The sequence below is a fragment of the Luteibacter sp. GL_149 genome, from assembly GCF_057834065.1.
This window is the reverse complement of sequence record NZ_CM174395.1, coordinates 1,390,191-1,414,230: the sequence shown is the minus strand read 5'-3', so window position 1 is coordinate 1,414,230 and position 24,040 is coordinate 1,390,191. Positions and strand designations below refer to the sequence as shown.

The following is a 24,040-nucleotide window of genomic DNA, read 5'->3' as shown; positions in this document are numbered from 1 at the left end:
GCCCGCACTCGCTTCCGGGTCAATTTTTGTCGAATTCGGGCCATTTCATGCGCAATACACGGGTCGATGCATACGAGGACACGCCGCGCGACGTGGTGGCGACCGGAAACGAGTATCCCGACGGTGGATCCCTCCCCCCGCATAGCCATCGGCGCGGCCAGTTACTGTACGCATCGAACGGCGTGGTCGCGGTCTTCACGCAGCAGGGTAGCTGGCTGGTGCCCCCTCGCCGCGCCCTGTGGATTCCCGCGGGCGTGCAGCACGAAGTGCGGATGAACGGCGATGTCTCGACCCGCAGCGCCTATGTACGCGACGACGCGGCGACCGCGGCGGGACTACCGGCACATTGCCGGGTCATCGCCGTCTCGCCCCTGCTGCATGCCTTGCTGACGGAGGCAGTGGACTTGCCAGCCTGCTACGACCTCGACGGGCGCGGCGGCCAGATCATGCGCCTGCTGCTTTCGGAAGTCGCGACCATGCCGGCGCTTCCACTCAATGCACCGCTGCCCGTGGATGCGCGACTTGCGCGCCTGTGTCGCACCCTGCTCGAACACCCGCAGCGCGAAGACGATCTGGATACGATGGCCTCGCGCATCGGCATGAGCCGGCGACATTTCACCCGTCTGTTCCGCAGCGAAACCGGCATGAGCTTCACGGCATGGCGCCAGCAGGCCAGCCTGATGACCGCGCTGACGCGGCTGGGCCAGGGCGAGTCGATCACCCGCGTCGCGGCCGACCTGGGCTACGCCAGCTCGAGCGCGTTCACCGCGGCATTCAAGAAAATCCTGGGCGCGCCCCCAAGCCGCTATTTTTTGTAGGAGCCCGCAAGCGGGCTCCTACAGGTTGCCGCGGCGGCGCGTGTCACAGCATTGCAAGAACCTCGTCATACCTTACGAACGCTAACGGCATGTCGACGCCGTACCGGCGTACCATGGTCCAAGCACCTGTACCTGGCACGCGCCGCATGCCACCTACCGGAGCGCCGATCCTGGACACGATGACCACTTCTACCGACGCCCCGAGCGCCACACGTCATCCGGTTGCCGCCAAGGCAATCGCCGCTGGCGTCGATGCCTCTCCGATCGATCTCTCGGACGCCAGCCTCTACGTCAATCGCGAACTGTCGCAGTTGCAGTTCAACATCCGCGTACTGGACCAGGCGCTCGACGAATCCAAGCCGCTGATCGAGCGGTTGAAGTTCCTGCTGATCTTCTCGAACAACCTCGACGAGTTCTTCGAGATCCGCGTCGCGGGACTGAAACAGCAGATCGCGTTCGACCACGAAGTAATCGGCGCCGACGGGGTGTCGCCGAAGCGTGCGCTGGCCGAGATCGGCGACATCGCGCACCGGCAGATCGAACGCCAGTACGCGATCCTCAACGAAAAAATCCTGCCCGAGCTCGAAACCCACGGCATCCGCATCGTGCGCCGCAACCAGTGGACGCACAAACAGAAGCTCTGGGTGCGTCGTTACTTCCGCCAGGAAGTCGCGCCCCTGATGACGCCGATCGGACTCGATCCCACGCATCCCTTCCCGCGTCTGGTGAACAAGAGCCTGAACTTCATCGTGCAGCTGGAAGGCACCGATGCGTTCGGTCGCGATTCCGGTCTGGCCATCGTGCCTGCGCCGCGCGTCCTGCCGCGCATCATGCGCATTCCGGATGAAGTGTGCGACGGCGGCGATAACTATGTGCTGCTCTCTTCCATTATTCACGCGCATGCCGACGATCTCTTCCCGGGCATGCGCGTACTCGGTTCGTATCAGTTCCGCCTTACCCGCAACGCCGACCTGACGATCGATCCGGAAGACGTCGAAGACCTGGCGCGCACGTTGCGCGGCGAACTGTTCTCGCGACGTTACGGCGATGCCGTGCGTCTGGAAGTCGCGGACAACTGCCCCAAACCGCTGGTCGATTACCTGCTGAAGCAATACTCGCTGGAAGTGGATTCGCTGTACGAAGTGAATGGACCGGTCAATCTGGCGCGCCTGTTCGCGATCACGCTGAAGCCCGACTACGCGCACCTGCAATATCCGCCGTTCGTGCCGTCGTTGCCCAAGGCGCTCGGCGATGCCGACGATATGTTCCAGGTCATCGGCAAGCAGGACATCCTGCTGCTGCATCCCTACGAGTCGTTCTCGCCGGTCGTCGACCTGCTTCGCCAGGCGGCGAAAGATCCGCAGGTCCTGACGATCAAACAGACGCTTTACCGTAGCGGCGCCAATTCCGAAATCGTCGACGCGCTGGTGGAAGCCGCGCGCGCGGGCAAGGAAGTGACCGCGGTGGTCGAATTGCGCGCACGCTTTGACGAAGAGTCGAACCTGACCCTTGCCTCGCGCCTGCAACAGGCCGGCGCGGTGGTGATCTACGGCGTGGTCGGCGTCAAAACGCACGCCAAGCTGATGCTCGTTCAGCGCCGCGAGAACGGCAAGCTCGTCAGCTACGCGCACCTGGGCACCGGCAACTACCATTCAGGCAATGCGCGTCTTTATACCGACTACAGCCTGCTGACCTCGGACGAGGCCCTGTGCGACGACGTGCATCGCCTCTTCCGTCTGCTGACCGGCATGGGCAAGGTGCTGAAGATGAAGCGCATGCTGCATGCGCCCTTCACTCTGAAGAAAACCTTCCTCGAATTCATCGCGCGCGAGGCGACCAACGCGGCGGCGGGAAAACCCGCGCAGATCATCTGCAAGGTCAATGCGATCACCGATCCGAAGATCATCCGCGCGCTTTACCGCGCCAGTCAGGCCGGCGTGAAAATCGATCTGATCGTACGCGGCATGTGCTGCCTGCGGCCCGGCGTACCGGGGGTATCGAACAATATCCGCGTACGTTCCATCGTCGGTCGTTTTCTGGAACATAGCCGCGCGTACTGGTTCCAGAACGACGACGAGCCAAAACTGTTCCTGGCCAGCGCGGACCTGATGGAGCGCAACCTGGAGCGTCGCGTGGAAACCTGCTTCCCGATCGAGGGCAAGAAGCTCCAGCAGCGCGTGAAGAAGGAACTTGATCTGTATCTCACCGACAACGTGTCGGCCTGGAACATGCATTCGGACGGAAGCTATGTGCTCACCCAACCGTCGTCCGGTCAGCCTTCGCGCGACGTGCAGGCACAGTTGCTCGAGAAGTTCTGCGGGCCGGTGGCGCTTCCGTCCTGAGGTTTAACCGCCCACGCTTCGTCGACCTCGCGAATCGGGTCGACGAAGACGCACAGACCGGGTGGTGCGTCTTGACACCGCTCAGGCCAGCTCTTCAGCCGCGGCCACGATATCGTCGTCACCGGGCAATACGAGGAATGCGGCACCGGCAAGTGGCGTGAACGTATCCGCACCGACCACGCGACGCAGCGGCGTCGCGCCCAGTCCCGCTTCGACGATCGCGGTGATGACGCCCTCGCCCACACCCGCGCTCTTGCGTCCCTCGTCCACGACGAGGATACGTTTCGCGGACTTCGCCTGCGCGGCAATGAAAGCGTCGTTCAACGGGACCAGCCAGCGCAGGTCGATCACGCGCACTTTCCAGCCGTGCGCGGCTTCGATACGCCGAGCCGCACGCAAGCTCATCGGTACGCCATTGCCGAAAGTGAACACGACGAGATCGTCGGCGTCATCGCCATAAATACGGCCTTCGCCAAGCGTCAGCGCTTCGCCCGGCGCCGGATAGCCGAACTGCCACGCACCATCGCCGGGTTCGTACAGATCTTTCGTCATGTACAGCGCGATAGGTTCGAGGAACGCACAGACCCGTCCATCGACCTTCGCCAGTGCGGCCAGCGTACGCAACATCGCCGCGGCGTCGTCGCCGCGGCTGGGGCAACCGACGACCAGCCCGGGAATATCGCGAAGCGCGGTAATCGAGTTGTCGTTATGGAAATGGCCGCCGAATCCACGCTGATATCCCAGCGATGCAATGCGCACGAGCATGGGGTTGCGATACTGATCGTTGGAGAAGAACTGCAACGACGCCGCCTCGCCGCGAATCTGGTCGCAGGCGTTATGGAAGTACGCGAGGTATTGAATCTCGGGGATGGGCAGCATGCCCATGTTCGCATAGCCCTGCGCCAGGCCGAGAATCATGGTCTCGTCGAGCAGCGTATTGAAGACGCGTGCATTGCGGAACGCCTTGTGCAGTCCCTTCGTCACGGTATAGACGCCGCCCTTCTGCGCGACGTCCTCGCCGAACAACAGCGTCTCCGGGTACTTCGCCATCAGGTCGTGCAACGCCTGATTGATCTGGATCGCCAGGTGACGCGGCGGCTGCAATTCGGGCAACTTCTCCGCACCGCCGTATGCGCGCAGCCGCGCGTCGGCATAATCGGAACGCTCCGCTTCCGCGCGCACGGCATCGGGCGTGTATGGCGCGAGCGGCGCCATGACGTCGCCCAGCGAAGACAGGCGCGGACGGCGATCCGCCTCTTCGGCGGCGTCGAAACAGCGGCGACGGGTGCTTTCGTACAAACCCAGCAATGTCAGCTTGTCGTATAAACCGGAGGCCAGTGCAATCGTCGCCGAACGCAACAACGGATCGGTCGCTTCAAGCGCGACCAGCTCCTCTACCGACCGCCACTCGATTTCGAAATCGGTACCCGCATGCCCCATCATCCGCGCGGTATTCAGATGCAGGAACGTCGGGCGCCGGGTGTTCCGGCAATGGGTTACCGCGCGTTCCACCGCGCCGTAGCCATCGGCGAGGTCGAGACCGTCGGCATAGAAATAGTCGAGATTGGCGCGCTGCTGGAAATTGCTCGCGACCCAGCCGCTCGGCGTCTTGACCGAAATGCCGATGCCGTTGTCTTCGCATATGAAGAGCACGGGTGCCGGCAGCTTCTGGTATGCCGTCCATGCCGCGGCGTTGAATGCCGTCTGCGCCGTGGCATGGTTCGACGATGCATCGCCGAACGAACAGATCGCGATGGAGTCCTGCGGAATAGGCAGCGTATGGCCGATTCGCGCCGCCTGTTCGATAGCGATGGCGGTACCCAGCGCCTTGGGCAGGTGCGAGGCGATCGTCGAGGTCTGCGGCAGCACCCACAACGGCTTGCTACCCCACACCTTGTGCCGGCCACCCGACGCGGGATCGTCCTTGCTGGCCGCAAAGGACAGCGCGGAGTCCATGATCGGATCCATATCCGGCAGCTTGCGGAAACGTTCGGCCATGAACGCGCCACTGCGGTAATGCAGGAAAGCGGGATCGGTATGCCGCGCGATGCGCGCCACCATGGCATTGCCTTCGTGGCCCGACGAACCGATGGTGTAGAACACCTTGTTCTGCACGCGCAGCACGCGCGCCATCAGATCGAGATGGCGACTGATCAGCTGCGATTCCAGCAGTTCGCGAAAGCCGCGCGCATCGAGCGCGCTGCCGGGAAGCACAGGTTCGCCTTCGCGTGGCGCGTCGCGCACGTCGCCTTCCCATAACTGCACGAACTCCAGGAAGTTCTGGTCGACGATCTCGGCGCGGTTAAAGCCCTTATGACGGGCTGCGATGACGTGCGGAATGGACATGATGGACTCGAAAGGCCTAACAATGAGAATCAGGAATGGCCGGGAAAATGACCGGCTCCGGTCATACGTAATGCTTGCGCGCGAAGCGCATCCTTGGGCCGGCCGAACAGCGCGAGCAGCCGCTGCTGTTCGTCGACGGATGCCACGCGCACACGCCGCAGTCCGCTCACGGGCAGCGTGTCGCGCACATCGACGACGCGCCATTGCCCGTCGATAGCTATTTCAAGGCCGCCCATCACTTCGACCGGCAGGTCCGAAAACGCATAGCGCGAAAAATGCGAGCGAAACAGGTGCCCGTCGGCCGGCGCATAGGCCACGACGCGCCGATCGATCCACCGATGTTCCAACTCGTCGGCGACATCGGACGACGTCAGCAGGTCGATATCCGCCACATCGACATCGGCACCGGCAATACATGCAGCAGCGCTTCCGATGACGACCACGGCGGCGATGCCCGTCGACGCCAGCGCATCGTCGATGAGACGCAGCGAAGCCAACACACGCTGTCGCGTATCGTCGATCACGATCGGCTACCTGCCACGGCGGGCGAACCACTGCTCGCGTGTCTGACCCCAGAGATTAAAGGGTTCGTTGTCGAGAGGCGGAGGCAGCCGCCCCGGACCGCGATCGGTCGCACCCAGCTTGATGGCCACCGCACGCGACGCTTCGTTTTCGGGCGCGATGGAATGGATCACATCGGTCCAGCCGAGTTGATCGAATGCCCAGTCGATGGCCGCGGCCGCGCCTTCGGTCGCATACCCCCGACCCCAGGCCTCGCGCGCAATACCCCAACCCACTTCCGTGCCAGGCCAGCCATCGGGAAACCAGGGGCCGAGCCGTCCGACCCAGCGACCGCTGGATCGCTCGATGACGGAGAACATGCCGTATCCCTGGATTTGCCAGGCGCCCGCCATCGTCAGGAAGCCTCTCCATGCGATCGGTCGCGGTTGCGCGCCCCCGAGGAAGCGCGCCGAGACCTCGTCCGCCATGAAGGCGGCCCATGCGTCGAAATCCTCCGCCGCCGTGGGACGAAGGATGAGCCGGTCTGTTTCGATGCGTACCGTACTCATGATCCGTCCTTCAGAATGCGTTGATGCCAGTCAGTTCGCGACCGACGACCAGCTGGTGCACGGTCTCGGTACCCTCGTAGGTAATGACCGATTCGAGGTTCAGGGCATGGCGGATCGCCCCGTGTTCGGTGGTGATGCCCGCGCCGCCGAGGATGTCGCGGCATTCGCGCGCGATATCGATCGCCATGCGCACGTTGTTCCATTTGGCGAGCGACACCTGCGTCGGATGCAGTTTGCCCGCGTCCTTCAGACGCCCCAACTGCAACGAAAGCAGTTGCGCGCCCGTGATGCGGCGGGCCATGTCGGCCATTTTCACCTGCACCGTCTGATTGGCCGCCAGCGGGCGTCCGAACAACACGCGTTCGGCCGTGTAATCGAGCACTTCGCGCAGACAGGCCTGCGCCGCGCCGATCGGTCCCCACGTGATGCCGTAACGGGCCTGGTTGAGGCAGCCCAGCGGCCCCTTGAGACCCACCACGTTCGGCAACCGCGCGCTATCGGGCACGCGCACGCCGTCGAAGAACAGCGCCGAGGTAACCGACGCGCGCAGGCTCATCTTCTTGTGCACGACCTGCGCGGCGAAACCCTTCGTTTCGGTGGGAACGATAAAGCCCTGGATACCGTCGTCGGTCTGCGCCCAGACGATGGCGATGTGCGCGAGATTGCCGTTGGTGATCCACATCTTCGCGCCGTTGATCACCCAGTCGCCGCCGTCGCGGCGCGCGACGGTCTTCATATTGGCCGGGTCGGACCCGCCGTGCGGTTCGGTCAGACCGAAGCAGCCGATCACTTCGCCCGCGGCCATGCGCGGAAGGTAGGCGTGTTTCTGTTCTTCGTTGCCGTACGCGTAGATGGGATACATGCACAGCGAACTCTGCACCGAGGCGAAGCTGCGCAGGCCCGAGTCGCCCCGCTCCAGCTCCTGGCAGATCAGGCCGTAGCTGACGGCATTCATGCCGGCGCCGCCGTACTCTTCGGGGATCGTGGCGCCCAGCAGGCCCAGCGACGCGATCTCGGGAATCAGCTCGGCGGGAAAACGGGCCTGGTCGAAGCAGTCGCCAATGATCGGCAGCACCTTTTCGTCGACGAACCGGCCGACGGTGTCCTGCACCATGCGCTCTTCGTCGGTGAGGAGCGAGCGGACGTCGTAGAGGTCGAGCGGGTCGAGACGGTGAGCCATGCGCATTCCCGGAAAGCTTAAGGAAGAAACATCCGATTGTAGCCAGCGTCCGGGCGGCGGTCATGCCGGAGCGCAACATGATCCGGCTACGCACCGCCACTCCCGGACCGTACGCATTCTTCGGGAATCAGGCGACAGCCGCACCCGAACGATTCCACGAGCATAGGCGACCCGGCAGCGCCGGACCCCCCATGCAAGGAATGCAAATGAAATACCTCCGCCATACCAGTGGCGTCGCCACCATGTTCGCCGTGTTTTGTGCCGCGGCATCCCCCGCATTCGCCGATCGCCTGACCGGGCCACTCGTTCTCGTCGACGAGCGTAGCGACAGGATCGACACCATTTACGCCTTTCGTACCGACGGAGGTTCGGCCGTCCTGCCCGTCGCGGACCCCGGCAAGACAGGGCCAGGCGCCTTCGCCTGGCAAAGGCAAGACGCCGAACGACTGCTTGCGCAGCCGGGCGTACAGTATGTGGAAGCCCCGGCGGAGGGCAAGTCGGGCTCCGTGTCGGACGGCACGGGATACTGCCTCGAACGCAACGGCATGCGGGTGATCTGGACGGGTTGCGACAATCGTGCGGGTCAGAGTTGGTCGATGCTTTCGGGTGGCTACCTGCTGAGCTCCGCGGGCCTGCCCGCCACGCTCGGCTATGCGCCCGAAGCATCGGGCGAGCCCGGCGCATCGGTCTTCCACTCGCCGATCACGCGTGTGGCGGTCGAACTGCTGGCACCTGTCGACGAATGACGGTGTCGCCAGCGACGCCCGACGTCATATGTCGAACACGTCGCCGGGAATGAACCGGCCCCTTACCGCAAAGGCCGACGCTCCGGACGAACCCGGTGCGTCGGCCTTTGCGGCGCCCGCTGGTTATTCCGCTGCAACGTGAATCGACGAGGTAACCACGCGCAATGCTGGATCTCCCTGTTTAAGAGTTAGCGTCGGCGATTCCGTTGCCGCGATATTCAGCGATAACGCCGGCCCTTCGTCATCTGCCAGGAACAGAATGTTGCTTATGAAGTGCCAGGTCTGATTCACACCATCCTCCGAACAATCGGCCCACGACACCTTCCTGTCGCCCGTACGTGTCAAACATCGAACGGCTTCCGCGGTGGCATGCTCGTCCTCCGCCAGGCTGACGAACGAGACGACGGGACCGGACTGATTGGCGTCCGGGAGGCTCACACGCACCGCATTGCGCGAATCGACCTGCCCCTGAACGAGGACCGGAGAGGTCGTGCGCTCCGGGCGATTGTCGGGTTGCACGCCGAAGTAGACGCCGGGATGCGCGCGGCTCTCCAGGATGAAAGGCTTTACCCGCGAAGCTGCGCCGACCGTCGATACAGCACACGCGGATGTAAGAACCATAGCGACAAACAACTTCTTTCCAGAAAGTTTCATGGGGCTTCGTAACCTCAGTTAGTTCCGACACACATGGCATAACAGCGCATCGGCGAGTGGAGGGAGGGACGATAATCGTCCGCCTCCGCGGAAGGCCCTATCGGCGACGGGAGGAGCAAGGCAACGATTCCTGCGTGCCGTGGCAAGGTCTCGCCCGCGACACCAGCCCGCGGCATCTCATGCATCGACCCCATGAACGGCCAGCGTCCGACGACGGCGAATCGCCGAAAACCCACGACCCTGCCATACTGCCAACGCCGTAGAAGTCAAGGATTCGCACGTGGTCAGAGGTGTCCTGCTGGGCTTCGCCTGCTATGCGGCCTACGCGTGCAGCGACGCCTTCGTGAAGCTCCTGGAAGGCTCGCTGCCTGCGTACGAGGCGGTCTTCTTCGGTGCCGTGCTGGCCCTGGCCGCCCTGCCGTTCCTCAAGAAGTCCGGCGATCGCTGGCGCGAAGTCGTCGTATCGAAACGACCCGGCCTCTGGCTGCTGCGTGCACTCGCCGGAGCCATCGGCAACGTATCCGCCGTGATGGCGTTCACGGCGCTGCCTATGGCCGAAGCGTTCGCACTGATCTTCCTGCTGCCGATCTTCGTCACGATCCTCTCGGTCGTCTTTCTCAAGGAACACGTGGGGTGGCGTCGCTGGTCGGCCGTGATCGTCGGCTTCCTCGGTGTGCTGGTCGTGCTCCGGCCCGGCTTCCGCCAGCTGGGTCCGGGGCACGCGGCGGCGATCGTCTGCGGCATCGCCGGAGCGCTTTCCATCATCGCCCTGCGCATGGCCGGACCGCACGAGAAGCGCATCACCCTATACGGTGCCGGTGTCATCGGCCCGATGATCGCTGGCGCCGTCCTGATGCTTCCCGCGTTCGTCTGGCCGGACGCTCACCAGTGGTTCCTGCTGCTGGGTTACGGCCTGCTGGCCGCCGCGGGCGCTGTGTTGCTGATGCTCGCCACGCAGAATGCACCGGCGAATCGCATCGCGCCCACGCAATACAGCCAGATGCTATGGGCGATCGTGTTCGGGTATTTCCTTTTCAACGACACGCTGGACTGGCCGATGTTGATAGGCATCGCGCTGATTCTTGGCGCGGGTCTTTTCACCTTCGTGCGCGAAGAGAAAAAGACCAACTGGTGGCGGCGGACGAAGGTGGTCGGCGGCGCCGGGTCGGCCTGACCCAGAGAACATCGCTTCAAGCACGCCTACAAAGAACTGTCCCTTGCAGGAGCGCGATCCCGACGAAGCGAGGGGCGACGATCATGCCCCAACGGCAGCACATGCCCGGCTTCGCGACGCAGGCTCCCGACTCAACATGTCTCACCAGCCATTCCGGCCGGACACGACAGGAGTCAACGATGAACCACACCCGTCGCGGCGCGTACGCGCTAGCCACTCTCGCCGGCCTTTGCATGGCGGCTTCCACTGCCACGGCAGCCAACCGCATGTACGGTCCGTTGCTTCTGGTCGATCAACGAGCAGGCAAGAGCATCTACTACGCGTTCGAAAAAAGCGCCACGCGCTGGATCGACCCTATGCGCAACCCGGACAAAACCGGTACGGAAGAATACAACTGGCCGTTCGATGGCGGTCGCTTCCCGGCGGCGGGCAATCTGCGCAACACCATTTTCGTCACCATTCCCGGCGACCGCGAAACCGGTCCCATTGTCGATACCTTCGGGCGATGCCTGACGTCCAACGATACCTATCATAATGTTCGATTCGAAGCCTGCGTCACCGACAAAGCCGAGCAGGTATGGACGGTCGTCGGTGGCTATATGTATCGAGCACAAGGCCGCACCAGCTCGGCTTCGCTGGCCTTCGATCCGAACCTCTCCGGAAGCAACCAGCCGTTCCTGAGCCCTACACCGGTCATGCGGCTATATATCGAAACGTTTATCGACGACGAACCGCCTGTCGAAGAACGTTAAGCGCGCGACTCAGGGATTGCTGACCCCGTGCGGAACATGGCCCGTTGCCACGTGGCGACGGGCCGATTCCACGTTGGCCGGAGAATCGTCGAAGAAAATGTCGGCGCCGAAGGCATCGAGAAAAGGCCCCTTGTCGCGCCCCCCCAGGAACAGCGCCTCGTCGATACGCACGCCCCAGCGGCGCAGCGTCAGGATGACGCGTTTGTGCGCCGGCGCCGAACGCGCCGTGACCAGTGCCGTGCGGATGGGCGAGGTTTCCGCGGGGAATGCCGCCTGAAGACGATGCAACGCTGCCAGGAAACCGCGGAACGGGCCACCCGACAACGGTTCGGCCCATAGCTCGCTTTCGCTGCGATGAAACGCATCGAGACCCTGCTCTTTAGACACTCGCTCGCCTTCGTCGCCGAAGATCACGGCGTCACCGTCGAACGCGATGCGCAGCTGTTCGCTGGAACGTTGCGGCGCCGTCGACGGCAGGATAGTCGCCGCGGCGACGCCTGCGCGCAGTGCGCGGCCCACATCTTCCGCATTGGCGGACAGGAACAGATCGGCGCGGAACGGTGCGATGTAATCGGACGTGGGCGCACCGCTGGTGAACGCGGCGCGCGAAATATTGAGTCCATAGTGCTGGATGGCGTTGAAAATCCGCAGTCCCGTATCGCCCGAATTGCGCGACAGCAGGATCACTTCGACCGGCGGAAGATCCGCCGATAGCGAATTGAGCCCCAGCAACTTCTGCACCAGCGGAAACGCCACGCCCGGTTGCAGCAGATCGTTCTCGTGTTCGATCTGGAACTGCCGGTAGGCGTCTAGCCCGTCGCGCTCGAACAGATCGTGGCTGTCGCCCATATCGAACAGGGCGCGCGAGGAAATGGCGACGACCAGACGGTTGTCGCCCGCCGACCGATCGTCGTGCGCATTGGTTTCAACGGGGGAGTTCATGCTGGCATCCAACCTTGCATTCGATGGCACCATCGTAATGCAAGCCCGTCAGGAGAGCGCGAACTGCTCGTCCAGAATACGCTGCTGCAGGTTATGTTCCGGATCGAACAGCAGACGAACGGCATGGCGCCTCGCCTGGCGGATTTCCACCGACCTGACGTCGCGCACTTCATGAAAGTCCGCCGTGGCGCTGATCGGGCGCTTGTCCGGGTCTTTCGTCTCAAAACCCACACGGGTCGCATGCGGCAGGATGGCACCGCGCCAGCGTCGCGGACGAAAGGGGCTGATCGGTGTCAGCGCCAGCACATTGGCGTCCAGCGGCAGGATGGGCCCGTGTGCCGAAAGGTTGTACGCGGTCGAACCGGCGGGCGTGGACACGAGGATGCCATCGCAAACCAGTTCCTCCAGTTTCACGGCGTCGTTCAGGCGTACCCGCAGATGAGCTGCCTGGTTGCTCTGTCGAAGCAGCGCGACTTCATTGAAGGCCAGCGCGCGCTGCTCGCTGCCGTCGTGGCAGGTGACGTGCATTTCCAGCGGATGCAGCACCGCCGGATGCGCCCGCTCGATGCGTTCGACGAGGCCATCGACCGCGTGCTGGTTCATCAGGAAGCCCAGGCGTCCGAGCTTCATGCCATAGAACGGCAAGCCGAGCGATCGATAGGTATGCAGCGTACGTAGCATGAAACCGTCGCCACCCAGCGAGACGATGATTTCCGCCTCGGACGGATCGACGTTCCCGTAGTGCTTCACGAGCGCGTCGCGAGCCTGCTGGGCGACATCGGTTTCGCTGGCGACGAAAGCTAGACGCATGGATGGACGCCGAAGGAGGAACCAGGGCCGAGCTTAGAGCCTTAGTGGGTGCGTTTCATAGCGTGAAGGAACACCGTGCCTCCGCCCGCCGTCGGACGGAGGCACGTCATACCGATCAGCCGAGCGGAATCTGCGCCAGCTGGGCCAGTCGGCGAACCGCGACCGAAGCGATCGGGTAGTCCGCGTTCTGCGTGAGGATCTCCGCAAGCATGGCGCGCGTGTACTTCAGCGTCGGGTCGTCGCGTTCCAGCCATGCCTGCACGGGGCTGATATCGGTGCGGTCGCCCGCCACGCTCAGCACCTGCAAGGCCAGCGCACGCTGCTGGGCGTTGAGTTCGTCCAGCAGCGAACCGCGTGCCTGCGCATGCCATGCGCCTTCGACCGGCAACGCTTCGATCTGGTCGCGCAGCCACTCGAGGTCGAGGGCTTCGCCCAGTTCGTAGAACACGGCCGCAACCTTCTCGATGGCGTAGCCGCTTTGCTTGGACACTTCGACCATGTCCAGCGCCGCGCGCAGTACCGGCACGCGTGCAAGGCGGACCGCCAGCGTTTCGGGGCAGCCGAGGCCTTCCCACTTTTCCTGGCTGGACGAGAAATCGCCGCGACCCGTGTTGGTCAATGCATCCGGAAGCGCCTTGCGCAGCGCGGTGACTTCCGCACTGTAGCGCTCGACGTTGGCGGCGATATCGAGCGTGCCGCCCGGACGGTTGAGCAACCAGCGGGTGAGATGACGCAGCAACGACCATATCTGGAGGATTGCGTCGATCTGCGTATTCTCCGCCGCCTTGCCGTCCAGCTCTTCGATTTCCGCCCAGAGTTCGCGGGCGCCGAGAATCTCGCGGGCCGCCGTATACGCCTTGGCGATCGCGGCCGGTCCCTGCCCCGTATCCTCCTGCATGCGCATCATGAAGGTGGCGCCCATGCGATTGACTGTCGAGTTGGTCACGGCCGTGGCAATGATTTCGCGCTTCAGACGGTGACGCTGCATGTGCTCGGCATACTTCTCGTGGAGCGGTACCGGGAAGTAGCGAACCAGCTCGCGCGACAGGTACGGATCTTCCGGCACGTCCGATTCCAGCAACTGCTGGAACAGGCGGATCTTGTCGTAGGACAGCAGCACCGACAGTTCCGGACGCGTCAGGCCAAGGCCACGCGCCTTGCGCTCGGCAAGTTCGGTTTCGCTGGGCAGCGATTCGACCTGGCGATCCAGCAAACCCTCGCTTTCAAGGATGCGGATGAAGTGGGCCATCGAACCCAGGCGACGCACCGACTGGTGCTCCATGACCGTGATGGCCTGGTTCTGGCGATAGTTGTCCCACAGCACCAGACGGCCGACTTCGTCGGTCATCTCCGCCAGCTGGCGGTTGCGCGCCTCGAACGTCAGTTCGCCGCGCTGCACGGCATCGTTCAACAGGATCTTGATGTTCACCTCGTGATCGGAGGTGTCCACGCCGGCCGAGTTGTCGATGAAGTCGGTATTGAGCAGCACGCCGGCGGTCGCGGCTTCGATGCGGCCCTTCTGGGTCATGCCCAGGTTGCCGCCCTCGCCCACCACTTTGCAGCGCAGTTCGTTGCCGTTGACGCGCAGCGCGTTGTTGGCGCGATCGCCGACTTCCGCATGCGTCTCGGACGTAGCCTTCACGTAGGTACCGATGCCGCCGTTCCACAGCAGGTCGACCGGCGCTTTAAGAATGGCGCCGAGCAGGTCGGACGGTGCCATATGCGTCACTTCGGCACGGATGCCCAGCGCAGCGCGCACTTCGGGAGAAACGGGCACCGACTTCGCGGTACGCGGATACACACCGCCACCGGCCGAGATCAGTGATTTGTCGTAGTCGTCCCACGACGAACGCGGCAGCGCGAACAAGCGCTCGCGCTCCTTGAAGGAGCGTGCGGCGTCCGGGTTCGGATCGAGGAAGATGTGACGATGGTCGAACGCGGCCAGCAAGCGGATGTGTTCGGACAACAGCATGCCGTTGCCGAAGACGTCGCCGGACATGTCGCCCACGCCCGTCACGGTGAAATCTTCCGTCTGGCAGTCGCGCCCCAGCGCACGGAAGTGCCGGCGTACCGACTCCCACGCACCCTTGGCCGTGATACCCATGCCCTTGTGGTCGTAACCGTTCGAGCCGCCCGAAGCGAACGCATCGTCGAGCCAGAAACCGTGCTCGGCCGAGATCGCGTTGGCGATATCGGAGAACGTCGCGGTGCCCTTGTCGGCGGCGACGACCAGATACGGATCGTCGTTATCGTGGCGGACCACCGAATGCGGCGCGACGATCTTGCCTTCGACGAGGTTGTCGGTGATATCGAGCAGACCGTTGATGAACATGCGGTAGCACGCAATGCCCTCGGCCAGCTGCGCATCGCGATCGGCACCGGCGGGCGGACGTTTCACGAAGAAGCCACCCTTCGAACCGACTGGCACGATGACGGTGTTCTTCACCATCTGCGCCTTCACCAGACCCAGCACTTCCGTGCGGAAGTCTTCGCGGCGATCGGACCAGCGCAGACCGCCGCGCGCGACCGAACCGAAGCGCAGGTGGATACCTTCCACACGTGGGGCGTAGACGAAGATTTCGCGGAACGGCACGGGCTTGGCCAGGTCCGGCACGCTGTGCGAATCGAACTTGAAGCTGATGTACGGACGCGCCGCACCGTCCCATTCCTGGAAGAAGCTAGTACGCAGCGTGGCATGCACCAGCGAGATAAAGCTGCGCAGAATGCGGTCTTCGTCGAGGCTGGTGACATTTTCCAGCAACGCGTTGATCGCTTCCTCGATGGCCTTCGTCTGTTCCGCACGCGGCAGCGCCAGCGACGCGATCAGATTGCCGACCAGCGTCGGCTGAGCCGAAAGAACCTCGGGGTCCATCAGCGCACGCATCTCGCTCGCCAGCAGTTGCTCGGCGCGCTGACGTTCGGCGGCGTCGAGATTTTCGCGACGTGGATCGAACCGGGCGTTGAACAGCTCGACCAGCAGGCCGGCGATGGCCGGGTAACGGTTGAGCGCGTCTTCCATGTAGGCCTGGGAGAACGCGACGCCGGTCTGCAGCAGGTACTTGCAGTAGCTGCGCAGCACGGCGACCTGACGCCAGCCCAGCTTGGCGCCGAGCACAAGACGATTGAAGCCGTCGTTCTCGGCGTTGCCGCGCCAGATCTGTTCGAACGCGTCTTCGAAGATGTTGCCGACCTGCTCGACGTCGAACGCCAGACGGCCGACGGGCTGCACTTCGAAGTCCTGGATGAAGAGTGCGCCGTCCGCCAGCTTCACCTCGTACATGTGCTCGGTAAGCACGCGCAGGCCGAGGTTTTCCAACTGCGGCAGCACTTCGGAAAGCGCAATGTCCGAACCGCTGCGGTAAACCTTGAAGCGAAGTTCTTCCGGCCGGTGAGGCGGGTGATAGAACGACATGCTGATGGCGTCGGGACCGGCGAGGCCCGCCAGCGCGGCGACATCGGCGGCGGCGATCTTCGGCGACACTTCGTCGACGTAACCCGCCGGCAATGCCTTGCCGTAACGGTTGGCGAGGATGATGCCCTGCTGCTCGCCCTTGGCGGCGATCAGGCCTTCGCGCAGGTCGTCGTACCAGTTGCGCGCGATGGACGCGATAGACGATTCGAGCGACGCGGCGTCATAGGCGGGACGGTCGCCGATACGCGGACGAACGACGACGTGCAGGCGCACCAGCGCCGATTCGCCCATCAGTACCGACGAATCCACGTGTTCGCCGTGGAAGGCATCGCGCAGCAGGTTCTCGATGCGCTCGCGCACCGTCGTATTGAAGCGGTCGCGCGGCACGAATACCAGGCACGAGAAGAAGCGGCCGTAGCTGTCGCGACGGATGAACAGGCGGGTACGGGTGCGCTGCTGCAGTTCGAGGATGCCCGAGGACAGCGCATACAGTTCGTCGGCATTGCACTGGAACAGTTCTTCGCGCGGCAACGTATCCAGAATGTGGCGCAGCGACTTGCCCGAGTACGAATCGCGCTTCAGGCCCGAACGGTCCATGACGGCATCGCACTTTTCGCGCACCAGCGGAACGTGCTGCGGACGGGCCATGTACGCGTTCGACGAGAACAGGCCGAGGAAGCGTTCTTCCGCGACCGGACGGCCACTGGCGTCGAACTTCAGCACGCCGATGTAATCCATGTAGCCCGCCCGGTGAATGGGCGAACGCGCGTTGGTCTTGGTGAGGATGATCGCGTCGGTGGAACCGGACTGCGGCAGTTCGCTGGCGACCAGGCTGCGCAGGGAACGCGGTGCCACGGAGCGTTCGCCGCCGCGCAGGATGCCCAGGCCGGAATGGTCCACGGCGCGCAGTACTTCGTCGCCGTCTACCGGCGCGACTTCGTACTCGCGATAACCCATGAAGGTGAAGTGGTCCTGCGTCGTCCAGCGCAGGAACTCGGAGGCTTCGCGCACTTCGTCGGTGGACAGCGGCATGGCGCGCTTTCCCAGCGAATCGGCGATCGCGAGCATTTTGTCGCGCATCTGCGGCCAGTCGGCGACCGTTTCGCGCACGTCGACCAGCGCGAGTTCGACATTCGCCTTCAGAACCTCGAGTTCCGTATCGTCGATGCGGTCGATCTCGAAACGCATCATCGACTCGGAACCGTCGCCCTCGCCGAGTGCCTCGAGGACGCCCGCGACCGAACGCCGCACGTTCATGACCGGATGGATGATGGCGTGGATTTCGGCATGCGCGGCGGCGACCATCGAAACGGTGTCGACGAGGAAGGGCATGTCGTCGGTGACGATTTCAATGACGGCGCGCGTCCCGGACACCCCCGGATTGAAGACGCGAACCTTTGCCTTGCCCGGCGTGCGCTCGCGCGCGAAATCGAGCAGATCGGCAATCAGGGCAGCCCAGCGGTCGGGGGCATGCAGGGCGTAATCGCCGGGCGCCATGCGCTCGAAGAATGCGCCGATAAAAAAGCGCGCCTCATTGAGACGCTCCGCGGGAAAGTTGCTTTTCTTCATTTCTTCGAACACGACAGCGGTGAACTGGCCGTCTTCGGCAGCACGAATAGCATTCATGGCGGATATCGATGTGGGGAAGGTAAGAAATCCGCAAAAGCATAGCTCCCCCTCATGCGCGTATCCACCCGTGGAATGCGTTTCGGTAATGTGCCGTACACCGCATCGCGGCATTTCGCGCGATGCTTATATGCGTAACTGCGAACGGATCGCCTCCCGATGCATAAAGCATGCCGCCGCATCGCAACAATTCGCGCGCGCATGGTTTCGAAAGACGTTGACGTTCCTTATCCGGAGATTCTAAACTGGACGGTATAGTCCAGCTGGTATCCTCATGTCACGCCCGGATCCAAGACCCGCGTCCGATCATCAGCAGCGGGTACTCCAGGCGGCCTGTTCGCTGTTCCTGCGCGACGGCTACCGGGTCAGCATGGGCGCGGTGGCTCACGAAGCAGGGGTATCGAAGCAAACGGTCTACGCGCACTACGAAAATAAGGACAGTTTGTTCTACGCTGCCATCGAACAGCTGGTTTTGCCCCTGCATGCGAGTCTCGAGCCCGAGCGCCGTACCCTGGCAGCCACGCTCGAAGCCCTTGCGGTGGCTCATCAGCAGCATGTCATGGACCGCACGACCGTTGCGCTGGCCAGGATGCTGATTTCGGAAGCGCCGCGTTTCCCGGCTGCTGCAAAGACTTTTTTCCGTACAGCCGTCGATAGCCTGACAGAGCGGCTCGCTCTGCGAATGAAAGAAGCGATGGAACGCGATCAGATGCGGCAGGACGATCCCGACGTGGCCGCGGAGTTGTTCATGTCGATGCTGCACGGGCTGGAAGGAGACCGTCGTCTCTTCGGCATGCGTGGCAGAGGCCTGAAGGCACAGAATGACTGGGCCCGGCATGCGGTAACTGTATTTATGCACGCGTACGACATCGAACCCGATGAGCGGCCGCGAAAGAACACGAAACCTGGAAAAAGAACGGAGTTCTCATGAAGCCCCTTCCCCTGCGCACATCCCTGCTGTGCCTTGGCCTCGTTGCTGCCGTATCCGGCTGCGGCAAGGGCAAAGATCAACAACAACAGCAACCACCGCCGCCGGAAGTGGGCGTATTGACTGTCCAGCCGCAGACGGTACCGCTGGTCCAGGACCAGGTCGGCCGCCTGTCCGCGCTTCGCAGCGCCGACGTACGCGCCCGCGTTCCCGGCATCCTGCTCAAGCGTGTCTACGACGAAGGCACCGACGTCAAAGCCGGCCAGACCCTCTTCAAGATCGATCCCGCGCCGCTGAAGGCCACGCTCGACGCCCAGGTGGCACAGCTGGCCTCGGCCCGCGCAACGGCAGCCAACAGCAAGGTGGCCGCTGACCGCGCCCGCGGCCTGATCGGCAAGAACTACGTGTCGCGTGCCGACCTCGACACCGCCGAAGCCACCGAGCGCACGTCCGCCGCCGCCGTGAAGCAGGCCGAAGCGAATGTGCAGGCCGCACGCATCAACCTCGGCTTCACCGACGTCACCGCGCCCATCGCCGGCCGCGCCGGCCAGCAGCAGGTCACGGAAGGTGCCCTGGTGGGTCAGAGCGATACGACCCTGCTGACCACGGTCGACGAGATCGACAAGCTGTACGTCAACTTCAGCATGTCGGTCACCGATCTCGACCAGATGCGCCGCGCCGCGGCCTCGGGCAGCGCCACGCTGTCCGCCACGGACCAGTCCGCCGTGCGCATCACGCTGCCGGATGGCTCGGATTACAGCGATCAGGGCCTGCTCGACTTCTCGTCCGCCACCGTCAATCCGACGACCGGCACGGTGAACCTGCGCGCCAAGCTGCCCAACGAACAGCTCCGCCTGTTGCCCGGTCAGTTCGTGACCGTCAAGGCCACGCTGGGCGAACTGCATAACGTGTTCCTCGTACCGCAGGCCGCCGTGCTGCGCGATCCGAAGCATGCGTATGTCATGGTCGTGGGCCAGGGCAAGATGAAAGACCCGAAGACGGGCCAGGAAGCGACGATCCCGACCGCCGCGGTACGCCGCGACGTCGATGCCGACCGGATCAGCGGCACGAACTGGCTGATTACCGGTGGTCTCAAGGCCGGCGATCAGGTCATCGTGCAGGGGCTGCCCAAGGCCAGGGAAAACGCTCCGGTGAAGCCTTCGCCCGTGTCGGCAGCGCCTGCGCAGAATGCGCCGGCCGCCGGTGGCGAACCGCATAACGGCAACGAACCGGCCAAGGCTTCGTCCTCGGCTGCCGCTGCCGGCAAGCAGTAAGGGAGCACCACCATGCCGAGTTTCTTTATCGACCGCCCCATCTTTGCCTGGGTGGTGGCGATCCTGATCAGCCTGTGTGGAACCATCGCACTGCTGAACATGGGTATCGAGTCGTATCCGAATATCGCGCCTCCGCAGGTCACCGTTTCGGCGACCTATCCCGGTGCGAGCGCGGACACGACCGAAAAGACCGTCACCCAGGTCATCGAGCAGCAGCTGACCGGTATCGATCACCTGCTGTACTTCAGCTCCGCTTCCAGCTCCAGCGGTACGGCAACGGTTACCCTGACGTTCGAAACGGGTACCGATCCGGACATCGCCCAGGTGCAGGTGCAGAACAAGGTATCGCTGGCGACACCGCGACTGCCGAGTGAAGTGACCCAGCAGGGCGTCGTGGTGGCGAAAGCCAACCCCGACTTCCTGATGTTCGTCGCGCTGACCTCGAACAACCCTGCGATCGACGGCAACCGCCTCACCGACATCGTGTCCTCGCAGGTGCTGGACCAGATCGCCCGTATCCCGGGCGTGGGCAGCACGCGTCAGCTCGGTGCCGAATACGCGATGCGCGTCTGGCTCAACCCGGACAAGCTGCAGGGTTACGGCCTCTCGGCCACCGACCTGCGCACCGCGCTCAGCACGCAGAACGTCCAGTTCGCCGCCGGCTCGCTCGGTACCGATCCGGCCGTCGACGGTCAGGGCTTCAGTGCCACCGTGTCCGCAGAGGGCCGCTTCACCAACCCCGAGCAGTTCGGCGACATCATCCTGCGCGCGAACAACGACGGTACGATCGTTCATCTGAAGGACGTCGCACGCGTCGAACTCGGGCCGCAGAACTACGGTTTCAACGCGACGTGGAACGGCATTTCGACCGGCTCGTTCGGTGTGCAGCTGCTGCCCGGCGCTAACGCGCTGGACGTTGCGAACGCCGTGCGCGCGAAGATGGACGAACTGTCCAGGAGCTTTCCGGACGGTGTGACCTGGTTCGCCCCGTACGACACCACGAAGTTCGTGACGATCTCCATCGAAGAAGTGGTGCACACCCTCGTCGAAGCGATCATCCTCGTCTTCCTGGTGATGCTGCTGTTCCTGCAGAACTTCCGCGCCACGATCATCCCGACCCTGGTTATCCCGGTCGCGCTGCTCGGTACGTTCCTCGGTCTTTCGCCGCTCGGCTTCACCGTCAACCAGCTCACCCTGTTCGGCATGGTGCTGGCCATCGGTATCGTGGTCGATGACGCGATCGTCGTGATCGAGAACGTCGAACGCATCATGTCCGAGGAGGGTCTGTCTCCGAAGGAAGCGACGCGCAAGGCGATGGGCCAGATCACCGGCGCCGTCGTGGCGATCACCGTGGTGCTGGCGGCGGTGTTCATTCCGTCCGCGCTGCAACCGGGCGCCTCGGGCATCATCTACAAGCAGTTCGCGCTGACCATCGCCGTGTCGATGGGCTTCTCGGCCTTCCTCGCCCTGTCGTTCACACCCGCACTCTGCGCGACCATTCTTCGCGCCGAACACAGCGAGAAGAAGAACTTCATCTATCGCGGCTTCAACAAGGTGTTCGACCGCGTCACGCACATGTATGCCGGCCACATCGGCGGCGCCGTGCGTCACGCTCCGCGCTGGATGATCGTGTTCGTGCTGGTGGCCGTGCTTTGCGGCTTCCTGTTCACCCGCCTGCCGACGAGCTTCGTGCCAGACGAAGACCAGGGCTACGCGCTGGCGATCGTGCAATTGCCGCCGGGTTCCAGCATCACCCGTACCGAAAAGGCCATGGGTGACATCCTGGGTATCCTGAAAAAGGATCCGGCGGTCGACGGTGTGTTCCAGATCTCCGGCTTCAGCTTCGTGGGCCAGGGCGAAAACGTGGGTATGGCGTTCATCCGCCTGAAGGACTGGGGCGAGCGCGACCTGACGGCTACCCAGTTCATCCAGCAGGCGAACGGCAAGATGCAGGCGGTCAGGGATGCCACGATCTTCGTGGTCAACCTGCCGACCATCCGCGGCCTGAGCCAGTTCGGCGGTATCGACATGTATCTGCAGGCCCGTGCCGGCCAGACGCGTGACGAGCTGACCCAGGCGCGCAACATGCTTCTCGGTCAGGCGGCACAGAACAAGGCGCTGATGGGCGTTCGTCCCAACACGCTGGAAGACGCGCCGTTGCTGCAGTTGCATGTGGATCGCACGCAGGCGCAGACGATGGGCCTTTCGGTCAGCGATATCTATACCGCCATCCAGCTGACGCTGGCGCCGGTATACATCAACGACTTCTCGTACGAAGGCCGCGTGAAGCGCGTCATGCTGCAGGCGGATGCGCCATACCGCATGGGCAACGATGCGTTCAAGCACATCTTCACGCCAAGCACGATCGCGTCGTCCACCACGACGTCGTCGACCAACAGCAACATGATTCCGCTATCGACCGTGGTCAATTCGCAGTGGACGATGGCCGCGCCGACGCTGAACCGCTACAACGGTTACTCGGCCGTGGAAATCGTCGGTAACGAAGCACCGGGTTATTCCACCGGTCAGGCGATGGCGGTCGTGGAAGGCATCGTCAACAACGGTCTGCCGAAGGGTTTCGGTTATGACTGGACGGGTCAGTCCTACCAGGAAATCCTGTCGGGCAATTCGTCGACGATGCTGATGGCCTTGTCGATCGTGATCGTCTTCCTCTGTCTGGCGGCGCTTTACGAGAGCTGGTCGATTCCGGTGTCCGTGCTGCTGGTCGTGCCGCTGGGCATCCTGGGTACGGTCGTATTCTCGATGCTGCGTGGCCTGCCGAACGATATCTACTTCAAGATCGGCATGATCACCGTTATCGGTCTGGCGGCGAAGAACGCGATTCTGATCGTGGAGTTCGCGGTGGAGCAGCAGGCAGCAGGCAAGACGCTGCGCGAAGGTGTGATCGAGGCGGCTCGCCTGCGTCTTCGTCCCATCCTGATGACATCGCTGGCCTTCATCCTCGGCGTGTTCCCGCTCGCCATCTCGACCGGCGCCGGCGCGAATTCGCGTCACGCCATCGGTACCGGCGTCATCGGCGGCATGCTGTTCGCCACGTTCCTTGGCCTGCTGTTGATTCCGGTGTTCTACGTCAGCGTACGTCGCCTGCTTGGCGACAAGCTGGATGAGGTGTCGAAGAAGATGCCGCATCACGGCGGCGACGACCACGACGGCGGCCCCACCGGCCATGGCCCGCAAGGCAGCGGTCCGAACGGTAACGGCCCCGGCCCGAACCAGCCGCACGCCACCAACGTAGGCGACATGACCGCCTTCGATTCCGACCCAAGACGGGGACAGAATCGGACGTAATGAAAGAGCCCGGCGAAAGCCGGGCTTTTTTTGATTCTCGGGGAGGGATAGCCGCTGCGCGGCTGGTGTTCTATGGCTGCGCCCCGCCGCGCTCGGTTCCGCAAGTCGCGTCGAGGGCGATGGCCGACGGCTCTTGCGAACGTTGCTGTTACGTGGAGGAAGGCAGCGCGTGACGCATGGCCGGTGATGACCGCCTGCCGGTCCGGTCTCATCACCTGCTCGGCTCGCGCTCTGCCCGCAGCAAACCGCAGTCGACGGTGCCGTGGCCGGGTTGGCCCTTGGGGCCGCCTTAGCCGAGGGCCGCGATGAGTAGTTGGAGCGAAAGCGGCGCTACGGCCCGCTCCCGCAGGGACGGCGCCGAAGGCCCCAAGGGCCAACCCGGTCGCGGCCTCCCCGAACCCCGAGCGTGAAGCGGCTGTCCTCGACCAAAGCTCGACAAGACAGTCAGGTCGTCCCCGCTAATGGTGAAGAATCTTTTTTTATCGGCGCGGACGAAGCCAGCGCGAAGCCCGCCGCCTAACCCTCAGGACTGCCTGGAAACCTGACGGCTGGGGGCTTGCTCGCCCAAAATATTATACGGGTAATATTGACACAACCACTTTTACCCGGATATAAAGTACACCTCTCGTTCTGCGTTCCCACCGCGATTGAACGCCG

16 protein-coding genes are annotated in these 24,040 nt (G+C 63.5%); 8 read left to right on the top strand and 8 right to left on the bottom strand.

From position 1 onward, the window contains the following. Positions 1 to 47 precede the first annotated feature (47 nt). Together AC3IR3_RS06315 and ppk1 are read left to right on the top strand one after the other, a co-directional pair. Entirely contained in the window at positions 48 to 818 is a 771-nt protein-coding gene (locus AC3IR3_RS06315; protein ID WP_489196100.1) for an AraC family transcriptional regulator, read from the top strand. A 146-nt stretch (positions 819 to 964) separates the two neighbouring features. Further along, complete coding sequence (ppk1, locus tag AC3IR3_RS06310) at positions 965 to 3,160, top strand: polyphosphate kinase 1 (RefSeq protein WP_489196099.1); 2,196 nt, start codon at positions 965 to 967, stop codon at positions 3,158 to 3,160. A gap of 81 nt (positions 3,161 to 3,241) precedes the next feature. Here ppk1 and AC3IR3_RS06305 read toward each other — a convergent pair whose 3' ends face one another. From AC3IR3_RS06305 to AC3IR3_RS06290, 4 genes are read right to left on the bottom strand one after another with little or no spacing between them, the layout of a single operon-like run. Beyond that, the gene (locus AC3IR3_RS06305) at positions 3,242 to 5,506 is read right to left on the bottom strand and encodes a thiamine pyrophosphate-dependent enzyme (RefSeq protein WP_489196098.1); all 2,265 of its coding nucleotides are present in this window, start codon (positions 5,504 to 5,506) and stop codon (positions 3,242 to 3,244) included. A 29-nt stretch (positions 5,507 to 5,535) separates the two neighbouring features. Further along, entirely contained in the window at positions 5,536 to 6,030 is a 495-nt protein-coding gene (locus tag AC3IR3_RS06300; protein WP_489196097.1) for a nucleotidyltransferase family protein, read from the bottom strand. Between the two features lie 6 nt (positions 6,031 to 6,036). Further along, positions 6,037 to 6,576: a GNAT family N-acetyltransferase gene (locus AC3IR3_RS06295; protein ID WP_489196096.1), complete on the bottom strand. Its 540-nt coding sequence runs from the start codon at positions 6,574 to 6,576 to the stop codon at positions 6,037 to 6,039. 10 nt (positions 6,577 to 6,586) lie between these two features. Then, positions 6,587 to 7,756: an acyl-CoA dehydrogenase family protein gene (locus AC3IR3_RS06290; RefSeq protein WP_489196095.1), complete on the bottom strand. Its 1,170-nt coding sequence runs from the start codon at positions 7,754 to 7,756 to the stop codon at positions 6,587 to 6,589. 206 nt (positions 7,757 to 7,962) lie between these two features. Between AC3IR3_RS06290 and AC3IR3_RS06285 the strand changes: the two genes are divergently transcribed. Beyond that, positions 7,963 to 8,502 carry a hypothetical protein gene (locus AC3IR3_RS06285; protein WP_489196094.1) on the top strand — a complete coding sequence of 180 codons (540 nt, stop codon included), beginning with the start codon at positions 7,963 to 7,965 and terminating at the stop codon, positions 8,500 to 8,502. Positions 8,503 to 8,625: 123 nt separating this feature from the next. Here the strand turns inward: AC3IR3_RS06285 and AC3IR3_RS06280 are convergent, their stop codons facing one another. Continuing rightward, complete coding sequence (locus tag AC3IR3_RS06280; protein ID WP_489196093.1) at positions 8,626 to 9,156, bottom strand: hypothetical protein; 531 nt, start codon at positions 9,154 to 9,156, stop codon at positions 8,626 to 8,628. A 280-nt stretch (positions 9,157 to 9,436) separates the two neighbouring features. On the opposite strand from AC3IR3_RS06280, the gene AC3IR3_RS06275 reads away from it, so the two are divergent. Together AC3IR3_RS06275 and AC3IR3_RS06270 are read left to right on the top strand one after the other, a co-directional pair. Next, positions 9,437 to 10,330 carry a DMT family transporter gene (locus tag AC3IR3_RS06275; RefSeq protein ID WP_489196092.1) on the top strand — a complete coding sequence of 298 codons (894 nt, stop codon included), beginning with the start codon at positions 9,437 to 9,439 and terminating at the stop codon, positions 10,328 to 10,330. Positions 10,331 to 10,509: 179 nt separating this feature from the next. Next, positions 10,510 to 11,082: a hypothetical protein gene (locus AC3IR3_RS06270; protein WP_489196091.1), complete on the top strand. Its 573-nt coding sequence runs from the start codon at positions 10,510 to 10,512 to the stop codon at positions 11,080 to 11,082. Between the two features lie 9 nt (positions 11,083 to 11,091). Here AC3IR3_RS06270 and AC3IR3_RS06265 read toward each other — a convergent pair whose 3' ends face one another. The 3 genes from AC3IR3_RS06265 to AC3IR3_RS06255 form a co-directional block, all read right to left on the bottom strand. After that, complete coding sequence (locus AC3IR3_RS06265; protein WP_489196090.1) at positions 11,092 to 12,024, bottom strand: 5'-nucleotidase; 933 nt, start codon at positions 12,022 to 12,024, stop codon at positions 11,092 to 11,094. 48 nt (positions 12,025 to 12,072) lie between these two features. Continuing rightward, positions 12,073 to 12,834: an NAD kinase gene (locus tag AC3IR3_RS06260; RefSeq protein WP_489196089.1), complete on the bottom strand. Its 762-nt coding sequence runs from the start codon at positions 12,832 to 12,834 to the stop codon at positions 12,073 to 12,075. A 115-nt stretch (positions 12,835 to 12,949) separates the two neighbouring features. Then, complete coding sequence (locus tag AC3IR3_RS06255; protein ID WP_489196088.1) at positions 12,950 to 17,872, bottom strand: NAD-glutamate dehydrogenase; 4,923 nt, start codon at positions 17,870 to 17,872, stop codon at positions 12,950 to 12,952. Between the two features lie 274 nt (positions 17,873 to 18,146). Between AC3IR3_RS06255 and AC3IR3_RS06250 the strand changes: the two genes are divergently transcribed. Genes AC3IR3_RS06250 through AC3IR3_RS06240 form a run of 3 tightly spaced genes read left to right on the top strand, consistent with a single transcriptional unit; the run spans position 18,147 to position 23,383 of the window. Further along, positions 18,147 to 18,803, top strand: a complete 657-nt coding sequence (locus AC3IR3_RS06250) for a TetR/AcrR family transcriptional regulator (protein WP_489196087.1) — start codon at positions 18,147 to 18,149, stop codon at positions 18,801 to 18,803. Further along, positions 18,800 to 20,074 (top strand): efflux RND transporter periplasmic adaptor subunit, encoded by a 1,275-nt coding sequence (locus AC3IR3_RS06245; protein WP_489196086.1) that lies wholly within the window; start codon positions 18,800 to 18,802, stop codon positions 20,072 to 20,074. Before AC3IR3_RS06250 ends, AC3IR3_RS06245 begins: the two co-directional genes overlap by 4 nt. Before the next feature lie 12 nt (positions 20,075 to 20,086). Then, positions 20,087 to 23,383, top strand: coding sequence for a multidrug efflux RND transporter permease subunit (locus AC3IR3_RS06240; protein WP_489196085.1), 3,297 nt, complete (start codon positions 20,087 to 20,089; stop codon positions 23,381 to 23,383). Positions 23,384 to 24,040 lie beyond the last annotated feature (657 nt).

What these genes read in the sequence shown, in the direction of transcription:
- ppk1 (WP_489196099.1), top strand. Translation starts at nt 965, where the DNA reads ATGCCACCTACCGGAGCGCCGATCCTGGACACGATGACCACTTCTACC.
- AC3IR3_RS06285 (WP_489196094.1), top strand. Translation starts at nt 7,963, where the DNA reads ATGAAATACCTCCGCCATACCAGTGGCGTCGCCACCATGTTCGCCGTG.
- AC3IR3_RS06315 (WP_489196100.1), top strand. Translation starts at nt 48, where the DNA reads ATGCGCAATACACGGGTCGATGCATACGAGGACACGCCGCGCGACGTG.
- AC3IR3_RS06255 (WP_489196088.1), bottom strand. Translation starts at nt 17,872, where the DNA reads ATGAATGCTATTCGTGCTGCCGAAGACGGCCAGTTCACCGCTGTCGTG.
- AC3IR3_RS06305 (WP_489196098.1), bottom strand. Translation starts at nt 5,506, where the DNA reads ATGTCCATTCCGCACGTCATCGCAGCCCGTCATAAGGGCTTTAACCGC.
- AC3IR3_RS06295 (WP_489196096.1), bottom strand. Translation starts at nt 6,576, where the DNA reads ATGAGTACGGTACGCATCGAAACAGACCGGCTCATCCTTCGTCCCACG.
- AC3IR3_RS06240 (WP_489196085.1), top strand. Translation starts at nt 20,087, where the DNA reads ATGCCGAGTTTCTTTATCGACCGCCCCATCTTTGCCTGGGTGGTGGCG.
- AC3IR3_RS06265 (WP_489196090.1), bottom strand. Translation starts at nt 12,024, where the DNA reads ATGAACTCCCCCGTTGAAACCAATGCGCACGACGATCGGTCGGCGGGC.
- AC3IR3_RS06245 (WP_489196086.1), top strand. Translation starts at nt 18,800, where the DNA reads ATGAAGCCCCTTCCCCTGCGCACATCCCTGCTGTGCCTTGGCCTCGTT.
- AC3IR3_RS06270 (WP_489196091.1), top strand. Translation starts at nt 10,510, where the DNA reads ATGAACCACACCCGTCGCGGCGCGTACGCGCTAGCCACTCTCGCCGGC.
- AC3IR3_RS06260 (WP_489196089.1), bottom strand. Translation starts at nt 12,834, where the DNA reads ATGCGTCTAGCTTTCGTCGCCAGCGAAACCGATGTCGCCCAGCAGGCT.
- AC3IR3_RS06280 (WP_489196093.1), bottom strand. Translation starts at nt 9,156, where the DNA reads ATGAAACTTTCTGGAAAGAAGTTGTTTGTCGCTATGGTTCTTACATCC.
- AC3IR3_RS06250 (WP_489196087.1), top strand. Translation starts at nt 18,147, where the DNA reads ATGTCACGCCCGGATCCAAGACCCGCGTCCGATCATCAGCAGCGGGTA.
- AC3IR3_RS06290 (WP_489196095.1), bottom strand. Translation starts at nt 7,756, where the DNA reads ATGGCTCACCGTCTCGACCCGCTCGACCTCTACGACGTCCGCTCGCTC.